This window comes from Bifidobacterium aerophilum (assembly GCF_010667685.1).
Lineage (GTDB): Bacteria > Actinomycetota > Actinomycetes > Actinomycetales > Bifidobacteriaceae > Bifidobacterium > Bifidobacterium aerophilum.
On the sequence record NZ_WHZW01000003.1, the window covers coordinates 55345 to 74153 of the forward strand.

10 protein-coding genes are annotated in these 18809 nt (G+C 61.2%); 3 read left to right on the forward strand and 7 right to left on the reverse strand.

Translation table 11 applies throughout. The annotated features are described in order from the left end of the window. Positions 1–91: 91 nt before the first annotated feature. Complete coding sequence (locus tag GFD25_RS01890) at positions 92–1339, reverse strand: ABC transporter substrate-binding protein (protein WP_163229417.1); 1248 nt, start codon at positions 1337–1339, stop codon at positions 92–94. Between the two features lie 256 nt (positions 1340–1595). Here GFD25_RS01890 and GFD25_RS01895 point away from each other — a divergent pair, with 256 nt between their 5' ends. Beyond that, a complete protein-coding gene (locus tag GFD25_RS01895) occupies positions 1596–2636 on the forward strand; it encodes a LacI family DNA-binding transcriptional regulator (RefSeq protein WP_163229419.1) in 1041 nt (346 codons plus the stop codon). 10 nt (positions 2637–2646) lie between these two features. On the opposite strand, the gene GFD25_RS01900 is transcribed toward GFD25_RS01895, so the two are convergent. After that, positions 2647–4212 (reverse strand): MFS transporter, encoded by a 1566-nt coding sequence (locus GFD25_RS01900; RefSeq protein WP_163229421.1) that lies wholly within the window; start codon positions 4210–4212, stop codon positions 2647–2649. Positions 4213–4330: 118 nt separating this feature from the next. Next, positions 4331–5770: a YncE family protein gene (locus GFD25_RS01905; protein WP_163229423.1), complete on the reverse strand. Its 1440-nt coding sequence runs from the start codon at positions 5768–5770 to the stop codon at positions 4331–4333. A 330-nt stretch (positions 5771–6100) separates the two neighbouring features. Here GFD25_RS01905 and GFD25_RS01910 point away from each other — a divergent pair, with 330 nt between their 5' ends. Then, on the forward strand, positions 6101–6793 hold the full coding sequence (locus GFD25_RS01910; RefSeq protein WP_163229425.1) for a response regulator: 693 nt from the start codon (positions 6101–6103) through the stop codon (positions 6791–6793). Next, positions 6781–7833: a sensor histidine kinase gene (locus GFD25_RS01915; RefSeq protein ID WP_163229427.1), complete on the forward strand. Its 1053-nt coding sequence runs from the start codon at positions 6781–6783 to the stop codon at positions 7831–7833. The genes GFD25_RS01910 and GFD25_RS01915 overlap by 13 nt, the downstream gene beginning before the upstream one ends. A gap of 74 nt (positions 7834–7907) precedes the next feature. Here the strand turns inward: GFD25_RS01915 and GFD25_RS01920 are convergent, their stop codons facing one another. From GFD25_RS01920 to GFD25_RS01935, 4 genes are all read right to left on the reverse strand, one after another. Beyond that, positions 7908–10295: an alpha-L-arabinofuranosidase C-terminal domain-containing protein gene (locus GFD25_RS01920; RefSeq protein WP_163229429.1), complete on the reverse strand. Its 2388-nt coding sequence runs from the start codon at positions 10293–10295 to the stop codon at positions 7908–7910. 349 nt (positions 10296–10644) lie between these two features. Beyond that, positions 10645–12813, reverse strand: a complete 2169-nt coding sequence (locus GFD25_RS01925; protein ID WP_163229431.1) for a glycosyl hydrolase 115 family protein — start codon at positions 12811–12813, stop codon at positions 10645–10647. Positions 12814–13195: 382 nt separating this feature from the next. Further along, complete coding sequence (locus tag GFD25_RS01930) at positions 13196–15556, reverse strand: beta-galactosidase (RefSeq protein ID WP_163229433.1); 2361 nt, start codon at positions 15554–15556, stop codon at positions 13196–13198. A 50-nt stretch (positions 15557–15606) separates the two neighbouring features. Then, a complete protein-coding gene (locus tag GFD25_RS01935) occupies positions 15607–17589 on the reverse strand; it encodes a hypothetical protein (RefSeq protein WP_163229435.1) in 1983 nt (660 codons plus the stop codon). Positions 17590–18809 lie beyond the last annotated feature (1220 nt).

Consider the following 18809-nt stretch of genomic DNA (forward strand, 5'->3'; position numbering starts at 1 on the left):
AGCCGACAGGCCGCCCTCCCATGCGCACGGCTCATACGAGCCGGAGATTGTTGGTTATCTATGTGCGATTAATGTGCGATCCGCTGCCAGGTCACTGCGCGGAGGCCATCTTCTCGTCGATGTTCTTCGCCCACTGCTCCGGGGTGATCGCGCCCTGCACCAGCTGCTGGATCTCGGAGGTGTTGGTGGAGCCCAGCACGTCCGGGTTGTTGTAGAAGTTGGTGATCAGGAAGTACTTGCCGGTCTTGACGTTGTTCTCGTAGACGTCCTTGTAGTGCTCGTCCACATCGGAGCTGAAGCCCTCGACGGTGATCGCGTCGCCGGACTCGCTGTGCTTCTTGAGCGACCATTCGGAGACCTGGAACTCGAGGAACTTCTCGGCGGCCTTGAGCTTGTCGCCGGTCAGCTTGGAGTAGATCGCCAGGCCCGGGGACGGGGAGCCCTGCGCGTACGCCTCATGCTCGGAGTCGATCGCCGGGATCGGAGCGAAGCCCCAGTCGAAGCCGGCCTGCTTGAAGGTGTCGAAGTCCCACGCGCCGGTGGTGTACATGGCGACCTGGCCGTTGACGAACTGGGTCTTGGCGTCGTCGCCGCTCACGCCGACCGCGTTGCGGTCCGCATAGCCCTCGTCATAGACCTTCATCCACGCCTTGATGCCTTCCAGTTCGTTGGCGCCCGGGGTGTTGCCGTCGGCCAGCGTGGTCAGATCGGTGCCCTTCTTGGCGAGGATCGAACCGGTGAAGGAATCCGGGATGCGGTCGTTGCCGTCGGCGATGGATTCGATGTACGGCGAGATGCCGGCGTCCTTGAGCTTCTTGCACAGCTTGAGGAACTCGTCCCACGTCTTCGGGAACTCGGTGTAGCCGACCTGCTTGAGCATGTCCTTGTTGTAGGCGATGCCGGCCGCCCACGAGGAGATCGACTGGCCGTAGAGCTTGCCGTCCTTGGTCAGGAACTCCTTGTTCGCGTCGGAGAGCTTTTCGGTGTAGGACTTGCCGGTCAGATCCATGACGTAGCCGTTCTTGATGAGGTCGGCCTTGTTCTCGGAAGTGATGACGAACACGTCCGGGGCCTGGTTGCCGACGAGGCGGGTCTGCAGGGTCTGGATGTATTCGGCGGTCGGCGGGGCGTAGCTGAAGTCGATCTTGATGTCCGGGTTCTCCTTCTCGAACTCTTCGATGTACGGCTTCGCGTCGTTCTCGTTCGACCAGCTCAGGTAGCTCAGCGTGATCTTGCCGGAATCGGCGCCGTTGCTCGATCCGCAGGCGGCCAGCGGGACCAGCATCGCGGCGGCGGCCGCGGCCGCGATCGCGACCTTGACGCTCTTGTTGAACTTCATGTCTCCTCCTTGCACCGGGCCGCTGCGCCCGGAACTCAGTTATGGCTACTTCACCACTGTTGACCGGATCTCATCGTGTCTGCCATCATCGTTGAATCGATTACTTGACACGATTCAAATCGGATGCTTCAGTTATACACCCACAATTTGAATCGTGTCAAATCGTGCGTTACACTGAACTCGTCAAGGGATCAGCGATGACTCACCAACCCATGGAAACCGTTGATTTCCTACCGATCATCAAGGAGCGAGCAGTATGGCTACGATGACTGACGTCGCGAAGGCAGCCGGCGTGTCGCGCGCGACGGCGTCCTACGCGCTGCGCGGCGATCCGCGCATCTCCCCCGCCACGGCCAACAAGGTACGCAGGGCGGCCGCCAGCCTCAACTACACCACCAACCTGTCCGCCCGTTCGCTACGCTCCGGACGTTCCGGCGTGATCGGCGTGGCGATCTTCGAACTCGACAAGCCATACCCGTCCGAGATGAGCGCCGCGATCTCGCGCGAGGCCGCCAGGCACGGGCTCGAGACCATCGTCCAGCAGACCTCGAACTCCAAGGAGCGCGAGATCTCGATCCTGCGCAAGGTCACCAGCCAGCTGTGCGACGGCACGATCTTCTCCCCCGGCAACGTTTCGCCCGAGGAGATCACCGCACTGTACGGCGGCAAGCCGATGATCCTGCTTGACGACATCTCCGACGATCCGCTCTTCGATTGTGTGTTCACGCCATGTGAGGCGGGCGCCGAGGCCGCGATCCGACATCTGTACGAGGTCGGCTGCCGCAACATCGGCGTACTCGGCGTCGACTACCGGATCCTGCTCGACGACTCGCAGGCCACTTCGGTGTCCGGCAGACGTCTCGCCGGCGCGCTCAAGGCGTTCGACGATCTGAACATCAACGTGGATGAACGCAACTTCGTGCACACCCTGTGGGACATGGAGCATGCGCGTGCCACCATGCACCGGCTGGTCGACTCCGGCCGCATGTTCGACGGCCTGTTCTGCCTGACCGATACCGTGGCGCTCGGCGCGCTGCGCGGCCTGGCCGATCGCGGGGTCCGCGTGCCGGACGACATGGCGGTGATCGGTTTCGACGGGATTAACGAGGGCGAATACTCCATACCGTCGCTGACGACGATCGAGACCGATCTCGACGATCTGGCGAAGAAGGCGATCGAACTGCTCTCCTTCCGGCTCGACGTGGCCAACGGCGACGTGCCGGAGGGAACCGACCTGTCGACACGCCGGCTGACCGCGGACTTCCGCCTCATCGAACGGGAGTCCACCCGCCGCTAGACGCCGGCCGTCACCGCTCTCCCCAGCAGCGCTCGTACGGCAGTCCGGTGAGGGATTCGGCGACGCGACGGACGGCGGGATCGATGTCCGCCTTGCTGCCGCCGTTGCGCAACCGGTCGATTTCGTGCAGCACGATGCCGTCGGTGCGTTTGTCGATGATCAGATGCGCGGAGACGATCCAGCAGACGATCATTGCCAGCGTGAATCCGCCGAGCAACACCGCACCGAGGCCGATGCGCGCGGCCGGCGACTGCGACGACCGGGTCGCGTCGAATCCGACCGCGGACAGGATCACGCCGACGCCGATCGTGCCGATGCCGGAGCACACCTGCCGCAAAGACGCCTGCAATCCGGCGAACGTGGCCGAACGGTAGCGGCGCGTGACCAGCTGGTCGATGTCGGCAATGTACGGGAACACGGCCCATGGCAGGTAGCCGCACAATGCTTTGAACGCGAAGAACCACAATGATCCGGCCACGGCGAACGCCGTCCATGCGGGACCGGGCAGCGCGCCGCTTTCGGCCGTCATCCACGCGGCGAACAGCCAGATCACGCCGATCGCGCATCCGGTGTAGTTGATCGCGTACATGCGCCGCGGCCCGAGCTTGGCCATGCCGAGGCCGAACAACGGCATGAGCGGCAGGGAGATGGCCGTGCAGCCGAGCAATAGCGACGCGAACGCGGCGGTGCGGTTCCAGTCGTAGACGACGAAGAACACGAAGGTCTGCCCGAACACGTCCATCGACATCTGCACGAGCAGGTAGATCGTCAGGTGCTTGCGGAACTCGGCCACGCGCAGGGTGCTCGCATATTCGCGCAGCACCTTGCCGGCGCGTCTGAGCCAGCCGCGCGCCCCGATGCGGCCGTCGCGGATCTCGCCGCGAGCGTACGCGCCGAATCCGGCCTGTTCGGGGGTCATTTCCCATGTGCGGCGCCAGCTGGCGAACACGGCGAGCGCGAACAGGACGGTCATGGCGATGGTGAACGCCATGTATCCGGCCGGATTGGACTCGCCCGCGAGCGCGATGGCCGCGCTGCCGACGAGCGGGATGACGGTGGCCGATCCGGTGGAGATGAACAGGCGGACGGTGGACAGCGTGGTGCGGCCATTGAAGTCGGGGGTCATTTCGCCGGGCAGCGGATTGTATGCGGTCTGGAACAGTTGCGCGAGCACGACCCACAGCACGTAGACGGCAACGTAGACGGCGATCGGCTGGCCGGGGATCCACAGGAAGACGCCGAACAGGAGCAGCGGGGCGGTGACGAGTAGGAGCAGCCGGCGGCGGCCAAAGCGACGGCCGATCGGGTACCGGTAGAGGTTGTCGTCGGCGACGCCGAAGCAGAGTGCGGCGAGCGCGCTGACGAACGCGCTCAGGCCGATGATGGTCTGTGATTGCGCGATGGTCATGCCGCAGAAGCGCGTCCAGAACAGGGACAGGTACGTGGCGATGATGACGAGCTGGCCGCCGCCGTAGAAGTCGCCGATGCCGAAGCCGACGGCATCGCGCAGGGTGATCTTGCGCGGCCCCGGGGTCGCTACGGCCGCGCGCAGGGCGGGACTGGATGAGGTGGACATGATCCGCAGCTCCTTGGCCGTCGATGCGCGATGCGCGTGACGGCTAGAGACATATCACTATCTGATCACAGCGTAATGCAAGGCCCGACCGTGGCGGCGTATCTGATATCGGCAAGGTTCACTTCGTGAGAGGTGAACGTTTACTGTCCGAACGATGGCGTGGAACCGCATCCGAGTGAGCGTTCTCGTGTCTTCTCTGGCGTCCCCGCCAAATGATCAGGATCAGTATCAGTATCCCCGCGATGGCCACTGCAATGAGCACGTATACCCATTGCAAATGGCCGGCTGCCGGTCGCACCTGTTCATCGCCGTCCGGAGCCGCTGTCGTATTCGTCTTATCTTGCGACTCGGCACCGATGACTTGGGAAAGATCGACTACTTGTATGCTGACACCTTTGGCCCCTTGCGTCAGCGCGCAGAAGATATTGTGATTCCCGTAATCGGACAGTGCGCGATATCCGTCGTCCGATATTCGCGCGAGCGCATTGCCCGTTGACGAATCGATCACATAGAGCGTAAATTCCTGCTTCCCCTTCGCTATCGCGATTTTCCCGTCTTTCGACAGCAAGCGCACCGTCGTGTCAGGGACGGTACCGATCGGATCGCCGCTATCCGTATCGTAGATTCGCGTGCCCTGCTCGTTGCTGACGCCTACGGAGCCGCCGCCGTCCGCGACTACGAAAGCGGACGGGTCTCCGGAGTCATCCATGTGCAGGATGTGCGATTCCCGGGATTCCATGTCCAGGACCGTCAGATCGCCGTCCAGTCTGCGGAGGATCAAGAAATCCCCCGATCGTGCCGCATACCCCGAGCCGATGGTATACAGGTCATCGATTACTGAAGTCGTACCGTTATCGATACGCAATGACTGCGCGCTGCATATCGTTTCGCTTTGGCATGCGGATACATACGCCGTCTTTCCGTCGTTTGTTCCGCCGAGGAGAAACACGCGTCTTTGCGGCGACGAGAGATCGGCTTGTCCGATCAAGTTTCCGCTGACGGCGTCATATACGTTCACGCCCCACGGGATGGGATCGTTCCATGTGGCCGCCCGGCCGCGATCCTTTCCCGCATACAGGAATCTGCCATCTTTGCTCAGCACGCAACCCGCAGTGATGAATCCGTCATCGTCCAGAACACGTACATGCGAGTCCGCATCAATCCGGTATACCGAATCGGCGCACACGTATATGACATCACTGTTCGGAACTTCAGCGATCGGCCCTTGATTGAAGGTTTCCGCATTTTCCCCTAGATTCACCGATCGTGATATCTCTTGTTTGGCGATATCGACATCCATAAACCACAAAGACGAGGATGTCTCACCCGACCCCTTCGCGATCATGGTGACGAAGACCCGTTTCCCATCCCGGGACATCCGCAGATTCGACAAATCCATTTGGCCATCATCAACCTGCATATCGGAAGGCATCGGAATCGTCACCGGAGCAAGCATCCCGTCGGTCTGCCCAGCATTCGTACCGTTTTCAGCCCATGCGTTGGCAGTGCCGAGGACCAAGGTCACCAGCACTGCCGCACAGACTACGACCAAAGCCATCATCATTCTTAGCCGACGAGCAACGGTCCATTCTCGAGTCTGAAATCCTATACCCATAAACACCCTCGTTTATCTCAGTGCGGCACATGCTCGGCTAACCGCCCATAATCGATGGTTTCACGCAGAATGGTAAATCACCATCGTCCGGACGACATTCTCACGCAACATCTACCTTACGCCATATGTCCATAAACAATTATTTCGTTTATGAATAACAAGAGCAACTACCATCAACAAATATTTTCAAAAAGACCGACCATCAACATTTGTTGATAAAAAGAAACCTAATCGATTGTTTCCCAGTCAACGATCGATAGGATAATGTTCTCTATGGCGGAATCTACAACAAACAAAAGCCCTATAACCATTGCCATCGTTGACAATGATCTAATAACTTTAAAGACACTTCAATCCTTAATCAACCAAACCACGAATATTCATGTAACTTGGATATCACAATCCGGCCGTTCTGCATTAACGCAATGCTTAGAAGATGACAACTCACCCGATGTATTGCTGCTTGATATGGGCCTGTCGGATATACCGGGCACGCAAGTATGCCGAAGGATTCGACGAAATTCATCGGAGCCAAAGATTCTGGCCATAACATCATATCCAATAGAATTGTACGCGGCAGATATAGCCGATTCAGGCGCACAAGGCATAATCGAAAAGAACGATTATCTAAATCTTTACTACGCCATTAGACAAATAAAAGAAAACAATATCATCTCGCCCGTTTCATTTAGAAATTACTTCGAAACATCGAAAACCGCACATCAGCGTCTCGAGATGACCCCAAAAGACGGATTCGAGTCCTTAACGTATACGGAAATACAAGTACTGAATATGCTATCAGGTGGAATTGATCCAAAGAATATCGCAAAACAGCTATCCATTACCCCAACTACGGTCAGAACCCATATGATGCATATCAGATTTAAACTGAAATCCTTCACCACCGCACAAGCACTTGTAAAATGGACCCGAGAATATAATGGTGGATTAGTATGCATGAAATAAATTCCTCTATTTACAGTAAAAAGGTGATTTTTACTGCATTCCCAATATGTGCTGCTTTGTTTGATTTATTATCATATGTCCCAAGCATTAAATACTCAAGTTTCTTGATGAATCTTTATATGACTATCCATATACTATCATTACTACTCTTTCCTTTACTTTCAAAAATCGCAATATACCCCACAATCATCAACTATCTCGCCACACTAGCCACACCGGGCACATATTGCGCATATCAAACATGGGGAATCCATTTCGCTATTGCGTTTTTAGGATTTAAATTCAAATTCAGAAAATCAGCCACTCTTCTACTACTGATTTTAGCTGTTGACGCAACAATGCAGACCATCCAGATGAATGGTCTGCCTTCTATAGTAGCCACATACGGCAACTATTTCACCGCATATATTCTCGGATACACCATACGACTCAATCAAAAGCTGGTTTCCGCATATATTCGAGAACATGATCGTAAGATATCACAACAGCTTCATGAATCAGCAACAAATGAGTTAAGCTCCATATTGCTCATTGCGCAAAACACACTACAGACGGGTAAGACATCAAGAGAAAAATCATTACAAGAAATTATCGTACTAGCAAAAATGGCATTACTAAATATCCATAATTCAATCAGGATACTAAACAACAAGCCAGTACAAAATAACGCTCTAAGCGTTTTCGATTATATAAAGCAACAGGAACAACAATTAATATCACTGAAACGTTACGGAAAGATATACGCAGATGACATATTCAAATATGTCAATGATCCTTTTATTGTAAATATTCTCAGAGAGATATTTTCGAATATTATACGTCACGCACCCTTAGATAGCACTTACACTCTTTCTCTATGCCGCAAAGACGGCACTGTCGTTCTCAAAGAAAGCAACGGCATTGATCCTCAATCGGACATATCATCAGGTTTCGGTTTGTCATTCATTCAAGATGAGCTAAAGACCAAAGGCGGCTCCCTTTCATCATCAATCAGCGACGATATATGGGAAATCACCATCACGGTTCCCTATCATGAATGACAACCCAACAGTGGATGGGACCCAATATTCGGGTTCCACCCACTGAATGAGCTTGGACTGAAAACCGATCCGCGCTACCTGATCGCCAGCGTGGTGAAGGACCAGGCGGGGGCGGCGTAGGTGCCGGCGGCGAGGTTCACCTCGTGGGCGGTCGGCTGCGGCGATTCGCTGCCGACCGGTTCCTGGCCGGTGTACGGGTCATCGCCGGCGAGCACGGTTGCGGCCACGACCGCGCGCGATTCGGCCGGAACGCCCAGCTCGTCGAGCACCTGCGTCAGGTCGACGTCCACCGCGTCGGGCAGCGCGTTGACGATGCGCACGTAGTCCACGCCGGCAGACGAATCGCGGGACACCGTCACCGTACGGCGTGGCTCGTCCGCGACCTCGCGGCCTTCGGCGACCAACTGGTCGTCGATATACAGCTTCATCGACTCGCCGCGATCGGCGACATCGATGCGCATATGCCACACCGTGCCCGGCCGCACCGCATCCATCGACGTTTCGGTGCCGCCGATGTTGTAGCCGCTGCCGTCGCGCACGACCTGCAACGCGAAGCCGCGGCCGAGCGAGACGCGGTTGCGATCCTTGCCGGCAAGGTCGCCGGACGAGATCTGCACGCCCCACATGCCGGTGTAATACGTCACGGTCGCGCGGATCGTGTACGCGTCCGCCGTAATATCGACCGGCAGCGTCATGCCGCTGCCGCGGTACTCGACGTCCGGCAGGTCGACGCGCTGGCCGTCCGCCGTTTCGATCGAGAAGTCGCGGAAGTCTGCGTGCGCGCCGCCGCCGAGCGCGAGGCCGATCGTGTTCGGCAGTTCGCGACGGAACGTGGTCGGACCGTCGATAGCGACCGGCCATGCGGTGTCGGCCGTGGTGGTCGCGTACATTCGCTGCACCCAGTAGCTGCACGGCAGGTAGGTGCGTTCGTTGTCGAAGTAGATGAGGTCGGGGTTCCAGCTGCCGTGGCCGTGCTTGCAGAACAGCGGCGCGTACGATGCCATGTGCACGACGTCGCCGTTGAATTCCATACGGCTCATGAACGCGGCTTCGGACAGGCCGTTGATCAGGCCCGTGCCCCACGAGCCGTATTCGCCGAGGTAGACCTTCGGGCCCTTGCGGTCCGTGTGATCGTAGTGGTCGAGGTTGTGGAACCACCAGCTCGGCGCCTGGTACGAGTGTTCGTCGACGATCGGGATGCCGGCTTCGCGCGCGTACGCCCAGCCCTGCTCGTAGTCCTGGCCGCTCGGCGCGGGGCCGACGGTGCCGACGACGGTGATTTCGGGGTGTTCGCGCTTGACCGCGTCGAAGATCTGCTGGAAACGGTTCTTGAACACGTCGTCGATGAGATCCTCGTTGCCGATGCCGAGGTACTCGAGGCCGAACGGCTCCGGATGGCCCATTTCGGCGCGCTTGGCGGCCCACGCGTTGGCGGCCGGGTCGGCGTTGCAGAAGTCGATGAGGCCGAGCACCTCGTCGATGTAGGCGGGCATGTCCTCCTGCGCGACCGGGACCGGGCCCTGGCTCGTGTTCTGGCAGCTCACGCCGGCCGGCAACACGGGCAGGGGCTTGGCGCCGATGGTCTCGCACAGGCGGAAGTACTCGTAGAAGCCGATGCGGAACGACTGGTGGTAGCCCCACACGTTGAAGTTGTGCGGGCGGTGCTCGACGTCGCCGATGGTGGCGTTCCAGTGGTACATGTTGCTCATGCCAAGGCCGTGCGTGATGCAGCCGCCGGGGAAGCGCATGAAGCGCGGGTGCAGGTCGGCGAGCGCCTTGACGAGGTCGGGGCGGAAGTGTTCGAGGCCTTGGTAGGTGGTTTGCGGTTCGCAGGAGATGAAGTCGAGGTCGATGGTGCCGGGCTGGTCGAACGCGATGCGCAACGTGCCCTGCGTGGCGACGACGGGCAGCTCGTCGTTCTTGGCGGTGTCTTCCCGAGCGGGGATGGTCAGGGTGGCCTGGAGCCATGACCAGTCGCCGCAGGCGTAGGATTCGGGGGCGACGAGGTTCGCTTCGGCGAGGGGGTCGCCGTGGTCGCCGCGCAGGGAGACGGTCAGCGGCAGTTCGTTGCCGTGGACGCGCGTCCATACGGAGAAGTGGTAGGTTTCGCCGGCGCGGAACACCATGCCATCGAAGCCGAGGTTTTCGAGCGCGGGCGAGCCACCATCGACCGAGCCGATTTCGACGGTCGCGTAGTGCGGGTTCTCGACCGCGACCGGGGCCTTCTCCCCCACTGCGAACGCGGCGAACGAGCCGGTGGGCACGATTTTGCGCCATGCGGTGTAGTTGCTCCAGTCGGCGCTGTCGGCGCGGTTGTATTCGAACGCGCCGTTCTGCACGAGCTCGCTGTTCAGGCCGCCGTCGCCCGAATAGCTGATGTCCTCGAAGAAGATGCCCCACAGGTCGGTGCTGATCCTACGCACCCCGGCCTTGTCGAGCGTCGCGACGAGCTTGTCGGTCATGATCGATCCCCTTACGTTTCGTCGGTCGGCGGCGAGCATGACATCGCCGTCCACTTGCAGTCATATATGTACCGTTACATATATTACCGGTCGAAACATAATCCACAACCGCGTTGCCATCTCGGTGAGTCCCGCATTATCGCAACGTTTTTCGCGTTTTCCGTACGATCATTGACCATCGATACTTTTCCGTACCGGTACAGATTAGCGACACATCCCTGCCACCAGCCCCAGTCACCCACTCGCTCTCGTGGCGGTTTTCGCACACCGACGGGACGCCTAGCGAGCAAAAACCGCCGCACGACAACAGTCGTGGCAGGAATGACTCGCCGAAGGTCATGTCAGCGAGTCATTCCTGCCACGCGCGTTTCATGGCCTGGAAGATCCCGTCGTCGGACTCGTGGTTCTCCATGTTGAGCACGACGATCACGTCGCGCCACTGTTCGGGGTAGCGGAACTCGTGCTGCCAGCGGTAGTAGTGCGGGCCGTCGCCGCGATTGCGCAGGTAGGACATGAGCGCGCCGCACACCTGCCCGGAGAACTTCACGTCCGCAAGGCAGTCGTTCGCCCAGAAGCCCTGCCATACGCCGTGTTCGCGGGCGCGCATCGCCGCATCGCCGGCCCGGAAGCGTTCGCGGGCGAGACCGGCATGGTAGAACGCGTGCTTGAAGTCGCCGGCGAGCGCCTGTTCGAGCGCGTCGCACACGAGCAGCGCGCCGGCCGCGCATTCGCGGTAGATGGTCGATTGCAGGCCGATCGTGTCGCGGATGAGCCGGGCGGCGCGGGCGCCGGCGGATTGCCGCACGGTCGGATCACGGCTCGCGTCGAGCGCACCCAAGTCACGGGAATCCGGCGACAGTGCGCCCTCCGCGTCGAGCGCGGCGCGGGCGCAGTCGCGCACGAGCCGTTCGTATCGCGGCAAGGCGTCCGCGCACAACTGCTTGACCCACGCGATCTGCGCGGCGAAGTCCCCGCGCACGAGCCACTTGAGATCGTTCTCCTCGTCGCGGCTGCCGGACAGGTAGTGCGTGATCATCATGCGCGGAATGTACGTGTAGAACTGTTCGCCGCACTTCTGATCCCACTGCGGATCATCCTGCGGCCCGAAGTCCGCGGCCGCATCCCAGTACGCGCGGAACAGTCGCGCCACGGCCGGCGCGAACGGCTCGCCGTAGTAACGACGGCAGTAGTCGAGCAGGAACGCGTCGACCTGCGCATGCGGGTCGGCCGGTTCGCCGAGCGAACCGTCGCACCACAGGCGGGCGATGAGATCGAGCGTGAAGACGTGCGGCTTGATGTTCGAGCAGTTGACGGCCCACAGCGAGTCGCCGCCGCGGGCGATCACGGTTTCGAGTTCGCGCGCGATGTCGTCGGCCGATTCGGGCATCTGGGTGATGTGGTTGGCGGCCTGCAGGTCGAAGAACGACGCGTGATAGTAGATGCCGTTTTCGCCGGGATCGTCGGCGTCGGGCATGGCCGGCTCGCGCGGGTCCCAGTTGCCATTGCGGCGCACCATCATGCGGCCGTAGCCGTTGTCGGACCAGATCTTGATCACATCGTCGGGCAGATGCAGCAGTCCCTTGCGGTACAGTTCGAGCGATTCGGAGTACAGGTACGCGGCGACCGGCGCGTCCGGGTCGGCGGCGCGGACGAGATCGTATTCGTCGCGCATCGCCTCGGACAGCACGCGTCCGCGGTCCTCGTCGGTCACGTAACGCGGGTCGTCGGTCCAGAACGGACCGTCGCAGCTGCCGCGGAAACCGAGCGTCCACACGACCTTCGGATCATCACGGCCGGCCGCCGCGCCGCAACGCTGTCCGATCGCCTCGCGCCACAGCGCCTCGTACTTGTCGCGATCCTCGGGCCAGCGCGGCCTGAGACCGGGATATGCTTCGGAGAACAGGCGCGAACCGAGCGGCGTGGAATGGTGCTGGTTCACATACAGCCCCATGCGATGCGCGAGATCCCAGTGCGGGGCCATGTTCTGGCCGGAGCCGGGGATGACGAGGTTGCCGCCGCAGCGCAGGAGCGTCGAGAAGACCATGCGCCAGGTCAGTTCGTTGTCGTTGCGGATGTTCCATGAGACGATGAGCACCTCGTCGTTGACGAACCAGCCGCGGTAGCGCACGGCGGCGGGATGCGAGCCGAGCCGCGCGGTATCGGGCAGTGCGAGCGAGGCTCGCGGCGCAGGGCGTTGGTCGTTCCAGAACCAGAAGTCCTCGAATCCGAGCCATTCGCGGCTGATCGCGTACAGGCCGTAGATGCAGCCGAGGTCGTCCGCGCCGGCGACGGTCACCACGTTCGCGGCCGGGTCGACGGTCACATGGTACTGTTCGGTCGCCAGCGTGCGATCATAGCGTACCTTGATCGTCGCGCCGTCCATGCTGTCGCCTCCCGCGAACGCGACGCCCAGATCATGCGTCAGATCCTCGATCGCGAACGCGACCGGTTCCGGCGCACTCGCTTCTTCCGCATCATTCCAACGGACTGTGGAATGTCCGTTCAGCACCACCGACATAGTGGCACGCTCCTTTTTTTGACTGTTGCTCATTGCGTAACGGCTGATGTGTCACACCCCGCTTCGTCAATCGATGAACGGCGAAGGTGTGGCACGAATCGTTGTCACGCAATCTTTATCGAACGTATTTTTCGCAAAGTACGACAAGCCCGATCTGCGTCTACGCGATCGCGGCACTTCGCATCCTTGGAATATCAAGGATGCGCCGAGACGGCAGTTGTCACACCTGTCTGGATTCGGTCATATGAGAGGAAGCGTGACACATGTCCTGTCACACTTCCCGTCACAGCACTTATCCGACGCAGGTGTGACAACATATCGCGCCACACCTGCAACTCAATACTCCAAATCGGCAAAGCGTGACAACGTCCTTGTGCCCGACTCACTTCGATTCGATGACCAGCACGGCGAATGGGGGCAGGACGCGACGTCCGGGGGTGACGGTCGCGTCGGTCAGGAGGTCGCGGCCGGCGAGCGCGGCCGGCAGGTCGACGGAGACTGGCGCGTTTGCGGGGTTGAGCACGAACGTGAACGTGGTGCCGTCGGCCGCGAAGCGACGCGTGACTTCAAGATCGACCGTGCGCAGGTCGGCCGGCACCGTGGCGTCCGGAACCACCGCGGACCGTTCGACCGTGCCGATCAGCGGCGCGTCGGTGAGACCCGTGATGCCGGTGCCGGCGAGCAGGGCGTCGACGAATCGAGGCATGGCCGCATCGTCCGGGAATGTGGCCGCGTAGAACACGCCGCCGTCGCCCGCACTCGGACGGAACGTGAAGGCGGGCGTACCGGCATAGTATTCGCTGCCGTAGGTGGCAAGCACCGTTGTGCCTTCATCGGCTTCGAGCACGTCGAACAGCACGCGGCCGTGAGATTCCGCCGCATCACCGCTCGTGCCGGCCGCCGCGTCACCGGCCGAATCCGTATCATCGGCCGCGAACCGCAGCGGCACCACGTGTTCGCTCGGGTCGAGCGCGTCGGTCTCCTCGACCCACACGCCGGTCAGGTCGCGCAACGGCACCGGGATCTCGCCCTGGTACAGGCTGTCGTGCTCGTCGGCCAGTGCGCTCAGCGCGGTCAGCAGCAGCCGTCCGCCGCCGGACACGAACGCGCGCAACCGCTCGACCAGATCGGCGCGCATCATGTACAGACACGGCGCGAGCACGAGGTCGTACGCATCGTACGAGTCGTACGGTCCGACGATGTCGACCGGGATGTTGCGACGGTGCAGTTCGCGGTACCAACGCTGCACTTCGGCCACGTAGTCCATCGAGATCGTGGGGCCTGCGGACATGCCGATCGCCCAGCGCGACTGCCAGTCGAAGACCAGCGCGACGCGGGCCGGCACCACGCGGCTGCCGAGGACGCGCCCGGAAACACGCCGCAGTTCGGCGCCCAGCTCGGCGCATTCCTTGAACGCGCGCGTGCGGTCGGTGCCGTCGGAGCTTATGAGCGCGCCGTGGAACTTCTCGCAGCCGGACCGGTTCTGCCGCAGTTGGAAGAACTGCACGGTGTCCGCGCCGTGGGCGACGGCCTGCCAGCTCAGCTCGCGCATCTGGCCGGGGCGTTTCTGCGTGTTGTACGCCATCCAGTTCTGCCGGCTCGGGGTCTGTTCCATGAGCATGAACGGCTTGCCGCCGCCCACGCCGCGCATGAGCTCGTGGCAGAACGCGACGTTCGCGGGATCGGTGTCGGGGCGCGGGTAGGAATCCCACGAGACGACGTCCACGCCGCCGACGGTCGGTGCGGTTGCGTCAGTCGCATTGCCGACTGTGTTATCAGCCGCGGCGGTCGCGTCGCCGGTCGTGCTGACGTTCGCGGCATCCGCGTCGCCGACCGTCCCGTCCGCCGGGTTCGCGCCCGCCCGCCAACGGAAGTAGTCGTACGTCGGATACGTGCCCATCATGTTCGTCGTGACCGGATTGACCGGGTCGAACTTGCGGATCGCGGCCTTCTCCTCGTTGTACGAATCGAGCACGCACTCGCCGTAGAACCGCTGATAGTCGAGCGAGAATCCGCCGAGGATCGCCTTGCCGCCCCAGCTGGTCGTGTCGCCGAGCTCGTTCGGCGGGAAGATCTCGTCAAAGCCGTGGTAGGTATGGCTCCAGAACGCGGTGTTCCACGCCTCGTTCACGGCCTCGATCGTGCCGTATTTGCGGCGCAGCCACTCGCGGAATGCCTTCGCGCAGGTGTCGCACCAGCACATGCCGCCGTATTCGTTGCCGACGTGCCACGCGACGAGGTTGTCCAGCCGCCCGTAGCGTTCGGCGAGTTTGCCGGCGAGCGCCGCGGAGTATTTGCGGAAGGTCGGGCTGTTGATGCACGCGTTGTGGCGTTCGCGGTGGCGCATCTTGCGGCCGCGTTCGTCGACGCGGTTGACATCGGGATGACGCAGGCTCATCCAGGCCGGCAGGGCGCCGGTGGATGTGGCCATGACGATCGACATGCCGGCGTCGCTGACGGCGCGCACGATGCGGTCGAGTTTGCTGAAGTCGTATTCGTCCTCGCTGGGCTGCAGCTGCGCCCAAGAGAAGACGTTGAGGGTGACTTCGTTGATACCGGCCTGTTTGAACAGCCGCATGTCGTCGCGCCAGACGGATTCGGGCCACTGTTCGGGGTTGTAGTCGCCGCCGTAGAGCATGCTGCCGCGTGAGGCGAGACGCTCCGCGAAGAACGGGGTCGGGCTGGTTTCCCGGGTCTGCCGCCGGGTCGATGCGGCTGATGCGGCTGATGCGGTCGATGTCATGATCGAAAACTCCTTTGTTGCGTTGTCGCGTCGTGCCATATGCAATGGCGTCACTCGGCGTCCAGCATGTGCCGGACGGTGAAGTACAGCGCCCAGTCCTGGTCGTTGGCCATCGGATCGGCGAAATGCGCGCGTTCGCCGTTCACCGAGAACGGGAACACGTACGCGCACGATGCGCTGCCGTCCGGGAAGAACAGCTGCAGCAGCGCGCGTCGCGACGCCGTCGCACGACGGCGATACCGCGCGGCCGCGTCTTCGTCGTCCATGAGATCGGCGGCCAGGTCGAAGATGTCGGCGGTCAGTCCGCTCCAGTAGTGCGGGAACGTGTCGCCGTACTGCTTGCGTTTGCCGAACCAGAAACCGTCCCAGTGACGGATCGCGACCTCGTTGAGGTGCGCGTCCGGCTGGCATCCGTTGAACTGGTCGAGCACGCGCAACTGTTCGAAACCGGCGGCGAGCAGGTCACGGTCGCCGGTGAGCGCGGCGGTCTGCAGGATCACGCTCGCGGCCGGGGCGACGATCGACTGCTCGTAGTTGACCTCGTGCTTCGGATAGTGCAGGCCAAGTCCGGCCAGCGTGCGCGCATGGGTGAGGAACAGGTCGCGCATCTCGGCCAGCAGACCGGTTTCGCCGGCCTGTTCGAGCGCGCGGCACAACGAGAGGATCGGCAGTTCGATCGGATAGAACCGGCTGCCGCCGCCCTCGTAGAACCAGCGGACGATGCGGCAGGCGATACGCAGGTCCTCCACGTCGCCGTCGAGCCGGTAGAACTCGACGTACAGTTCGGCGAACCACGGCGCGTTGTACATGCGCTTGTACGAGTTGTCGCGCGGCGCGTCGTTGAACACCTCGCCGGTCGCAACGTCGACCAGCTCGCGTTCGACGAACGAGCGGTAGTCGCGCAGACTGTCGGACAGCTCCTCGCGCAACGGCTGCCACTCGCCGCCCGGCATCGTGCCGGACAGGGCCATCGACACGTCGGCCAGCAGGTCGCCGTTCTCGTCCTCGACGATGCCGCGGTCCAGCTCACGCAGGTACGCGGCGACGAGCAGTCCCATGCCGACGCGCTCGCGGCCGGCGTTGTAGTCGTTGACCACGTTGCCCTTGTCGTCGCCGGCGTAGTAGTACTGGCGGCGATCCTCGTTGTCGTACGGCAGGTACGCGCCGGTCAGGTGCTCGTTTTGGCCGCGGTACTGCTGTTTGCGGGCGATGAAGCGCACGCGCTGGGCGATGAGTTCGTCGAGCGGCGCGGAGACGAACAGGCGCGTGCGCACGGTGCGGTCGCCGATGCGGACGGTGAACGTGTGCTCGCCGGCGCGGTCGCGGTACTCGTCGTGGGTGTACGGGTCGTCGTCGGACGGGGTGAAGGCGAAGGTGTACGTGCCGTCGGGTTCGAGGGCGGCGGGGATGCCGTTGACGGTGACGGCGTCGGACGCATCGTCCTGGCTTGGCCGGAACGACGGGCGGATGCGCAGCACGGCGGTTTCGCTCGGGAACGTGACGTACGTGTTCCAGCGGGCGTCGATGAACGCGCTGCGTTCGGCGGCCTGGGCGAAGAAGTCCTCGCACGAATCGCAGGGGAAGATCGTCCATGAGATCGTGCGGGTCTGGCCGGGGGCGAATTCCATCGCCTCGGGGTGCAGGACGAAACAGCCGCGGTCGTTGCTGTAGTGGACGAAATCGCGGCTGACGCTGTAGTCGGCGAGCGCGCCTTCGGTCAGGATCAGGCCGAGGTGCGGGGCACGACCGTTCATGCGCAGGGCGAGAGCCCAGCTGCAGGTGCCGCCGCAGAACAGGTGGACGTTGCAGTGCCGGTCGATCGAATAGTCGCCGGTGTCGTCCCAGTAGCGGTCTTCGAGCGGCAGGGTGATGCCGATGTCGCCGACCGTGGTGACGATCGGCTTGCCCGTGGCGTTGGACAGGGCGATGGTCGTGACGCTGACGTCGCCGTCGCGCAGCATGTGGACGGACGACTGGATGCCATCCGGAGCGCTGACCGCGGCGTACGGGTGATCGGGGCGCAGCCAGTTCATGCCAGTCGGATCGGATGAGAATCGAATCGTTACGGCGCCGGGGTCGCCAAGTTCCGACGTCATGGACCTGGTGTCCGCATATGCCGGAATTACCGGGGAATTCTTGCCTAGCGAGTACATACGCCAGTCCTTTCTGCACGAAGCATCGACGCTTCCGAACGTCGTCGTATCAACCAAAATCGCAACGCTGCGATTCTATACGATTTTGCATCTTCGCACAAATCGAAAACGCCGAATTTCGGTCACGGGATAGCACACCTCTGGATGACACCCTCAACCCAGCGCAACGACAGCGACGCTACGCCCCATCCTTAGCGGCAGAAAACACTTGCACGGCAACACGTCAGCGAGCGAAAACCGCCAACCCCTATCCTTAGTGGCAGAAAACACTCGCCGATACCTCGCTCAGCGAACGACAACTGCCACGCCGGCATCACAACATCACACCTGGCATCACAAAGCCACATCCGGCATCACAACAACGTCACCCCAGGCATCACAAAGCCACATCCGGCATCACAACGTCACACGCCGCCCTATAGCCAAATTTCACCCCAATTCCGGTCATTTGCAGCGCACTGGATGGAAAATCACACACCATGCCACCATATGACCCAACGCTTTCTCGCGCGATGGCATTCTCGCGCTACAAACCATCGCGCGACCCCGCAATACCCGAATACGGGGTAATGCGAGGTCACAGGATGGCAGAACATCGAGCTTTGCCATCCCTTGAACAACCGCACGGTCGCGCGATGGCACCACGAGCCGATCCGCCATCCCGTGACCGAAATTAGGTCGATTCCGGGCACCGTCAAGCGCATAGGATGGAAGGACGACGCCTAATTCCATCGCGTGAGGAATCGTGTATGCACGGGACGGAAAAACAAGCCGATATTCCGTCCCGTGAACACTATTGACTTAAGCACCAATCATCCGATAATGGAGCGCAACTATTCCCGGAAAAGAACGGCTTCGGCCCAGAATAGTTGCGCTGAACTATCGCCAACACAACTATTTCCGGAACAAAGGGACGATTTCCCAGAATAGTTGCGCCGAGATATTGCCGGTGCAACTATTTTGGGAGTTCGGGGCTGATTTCCGAGAATAGTTGCGCCGGGATGCTGACGGCCGGATGTTGCCAACCGGACATCATCCGACTCTCATCGACTCTCATCCGACTCTCATCGACTCTCATCGACTCTCATCGACCATGATCG

Excerpts from the sequence above, each read along its gene's own strand:
- GFD25_RS01890 (WP_163229417.1), bottom strand. The coding sequence starts at position 1,339 with ATGAAGTTCAACAAGAGCGTCAAGGTCGCGATCGCGGCCGCGGCCGCC.
- GFD25_RS01895 (WP_163229419.1), top strand. The coding sequence starts at position 1,596 with ATGGCTACGATGACTGACGTCGCGAAGGCAGCCGGCGTGTCGCGCGCG.
- GFD25_RS01900 (WP_163229421.1), bottom strand. The coding sequence starts at position 4,212 with ATGTCCACCTCATCCAGTCCCGCCCTGCGCGCGGCCGTAGCGACCCCG.
- GFD25_RS01905 (WP_163229423.1), bottom strand. The coding sequence starts at position 5,770 with ATGGCTTTGGTCGTAGTCTGTGCGGCAGTGCTGGTGACCTTGGTCCTC.
- GFD25_RS01910 (WP_163229425.1), top strand. The coding sequence starts at position 6,101 with ATGGCGGAATCTACAACAAACAAAAGCCCTATAACCATTGCCATCGTT.
- GFD25_RS01915 (WP_163229427.1), top strand. The coding sequence starts at position 6,781 with ATGCATGAAATAAATTCCTCTATTTACAGTAAAAAGGTGATTTTTACT.
- GFD25_RS01920 (WP_163229429.1), bottom strand. The coding sequence starts at position 10,295 with ATGACCGACAAGCTCGTCGCGACGCTCGACAAGGCCGGGGTGCGTAGG.
- GFD25_RS01925 (WP_163229431.1), bottom strand. The coding sequence starts at position 12,813 with ATGTCGGTGGTGCTGAACGGACATTCCACAGTCCGTTGGAATGATGCG.
- GFD25_RS01930 (WP_163229433.1), bottom strand. The coding sequence starts at position 15,556 with ATGACATCGACCGCATCAGCCGCATCAGCCGCATCGACCCGGCGGCAG.
- GFD25_RS01935 (WP_163229435.1), bottom strand. The coding sequence starts at position 17,589 with ATGAACTGGCTGCGCCCCGATCACCCGTACGCCGCGGTCAGCGCTCCG.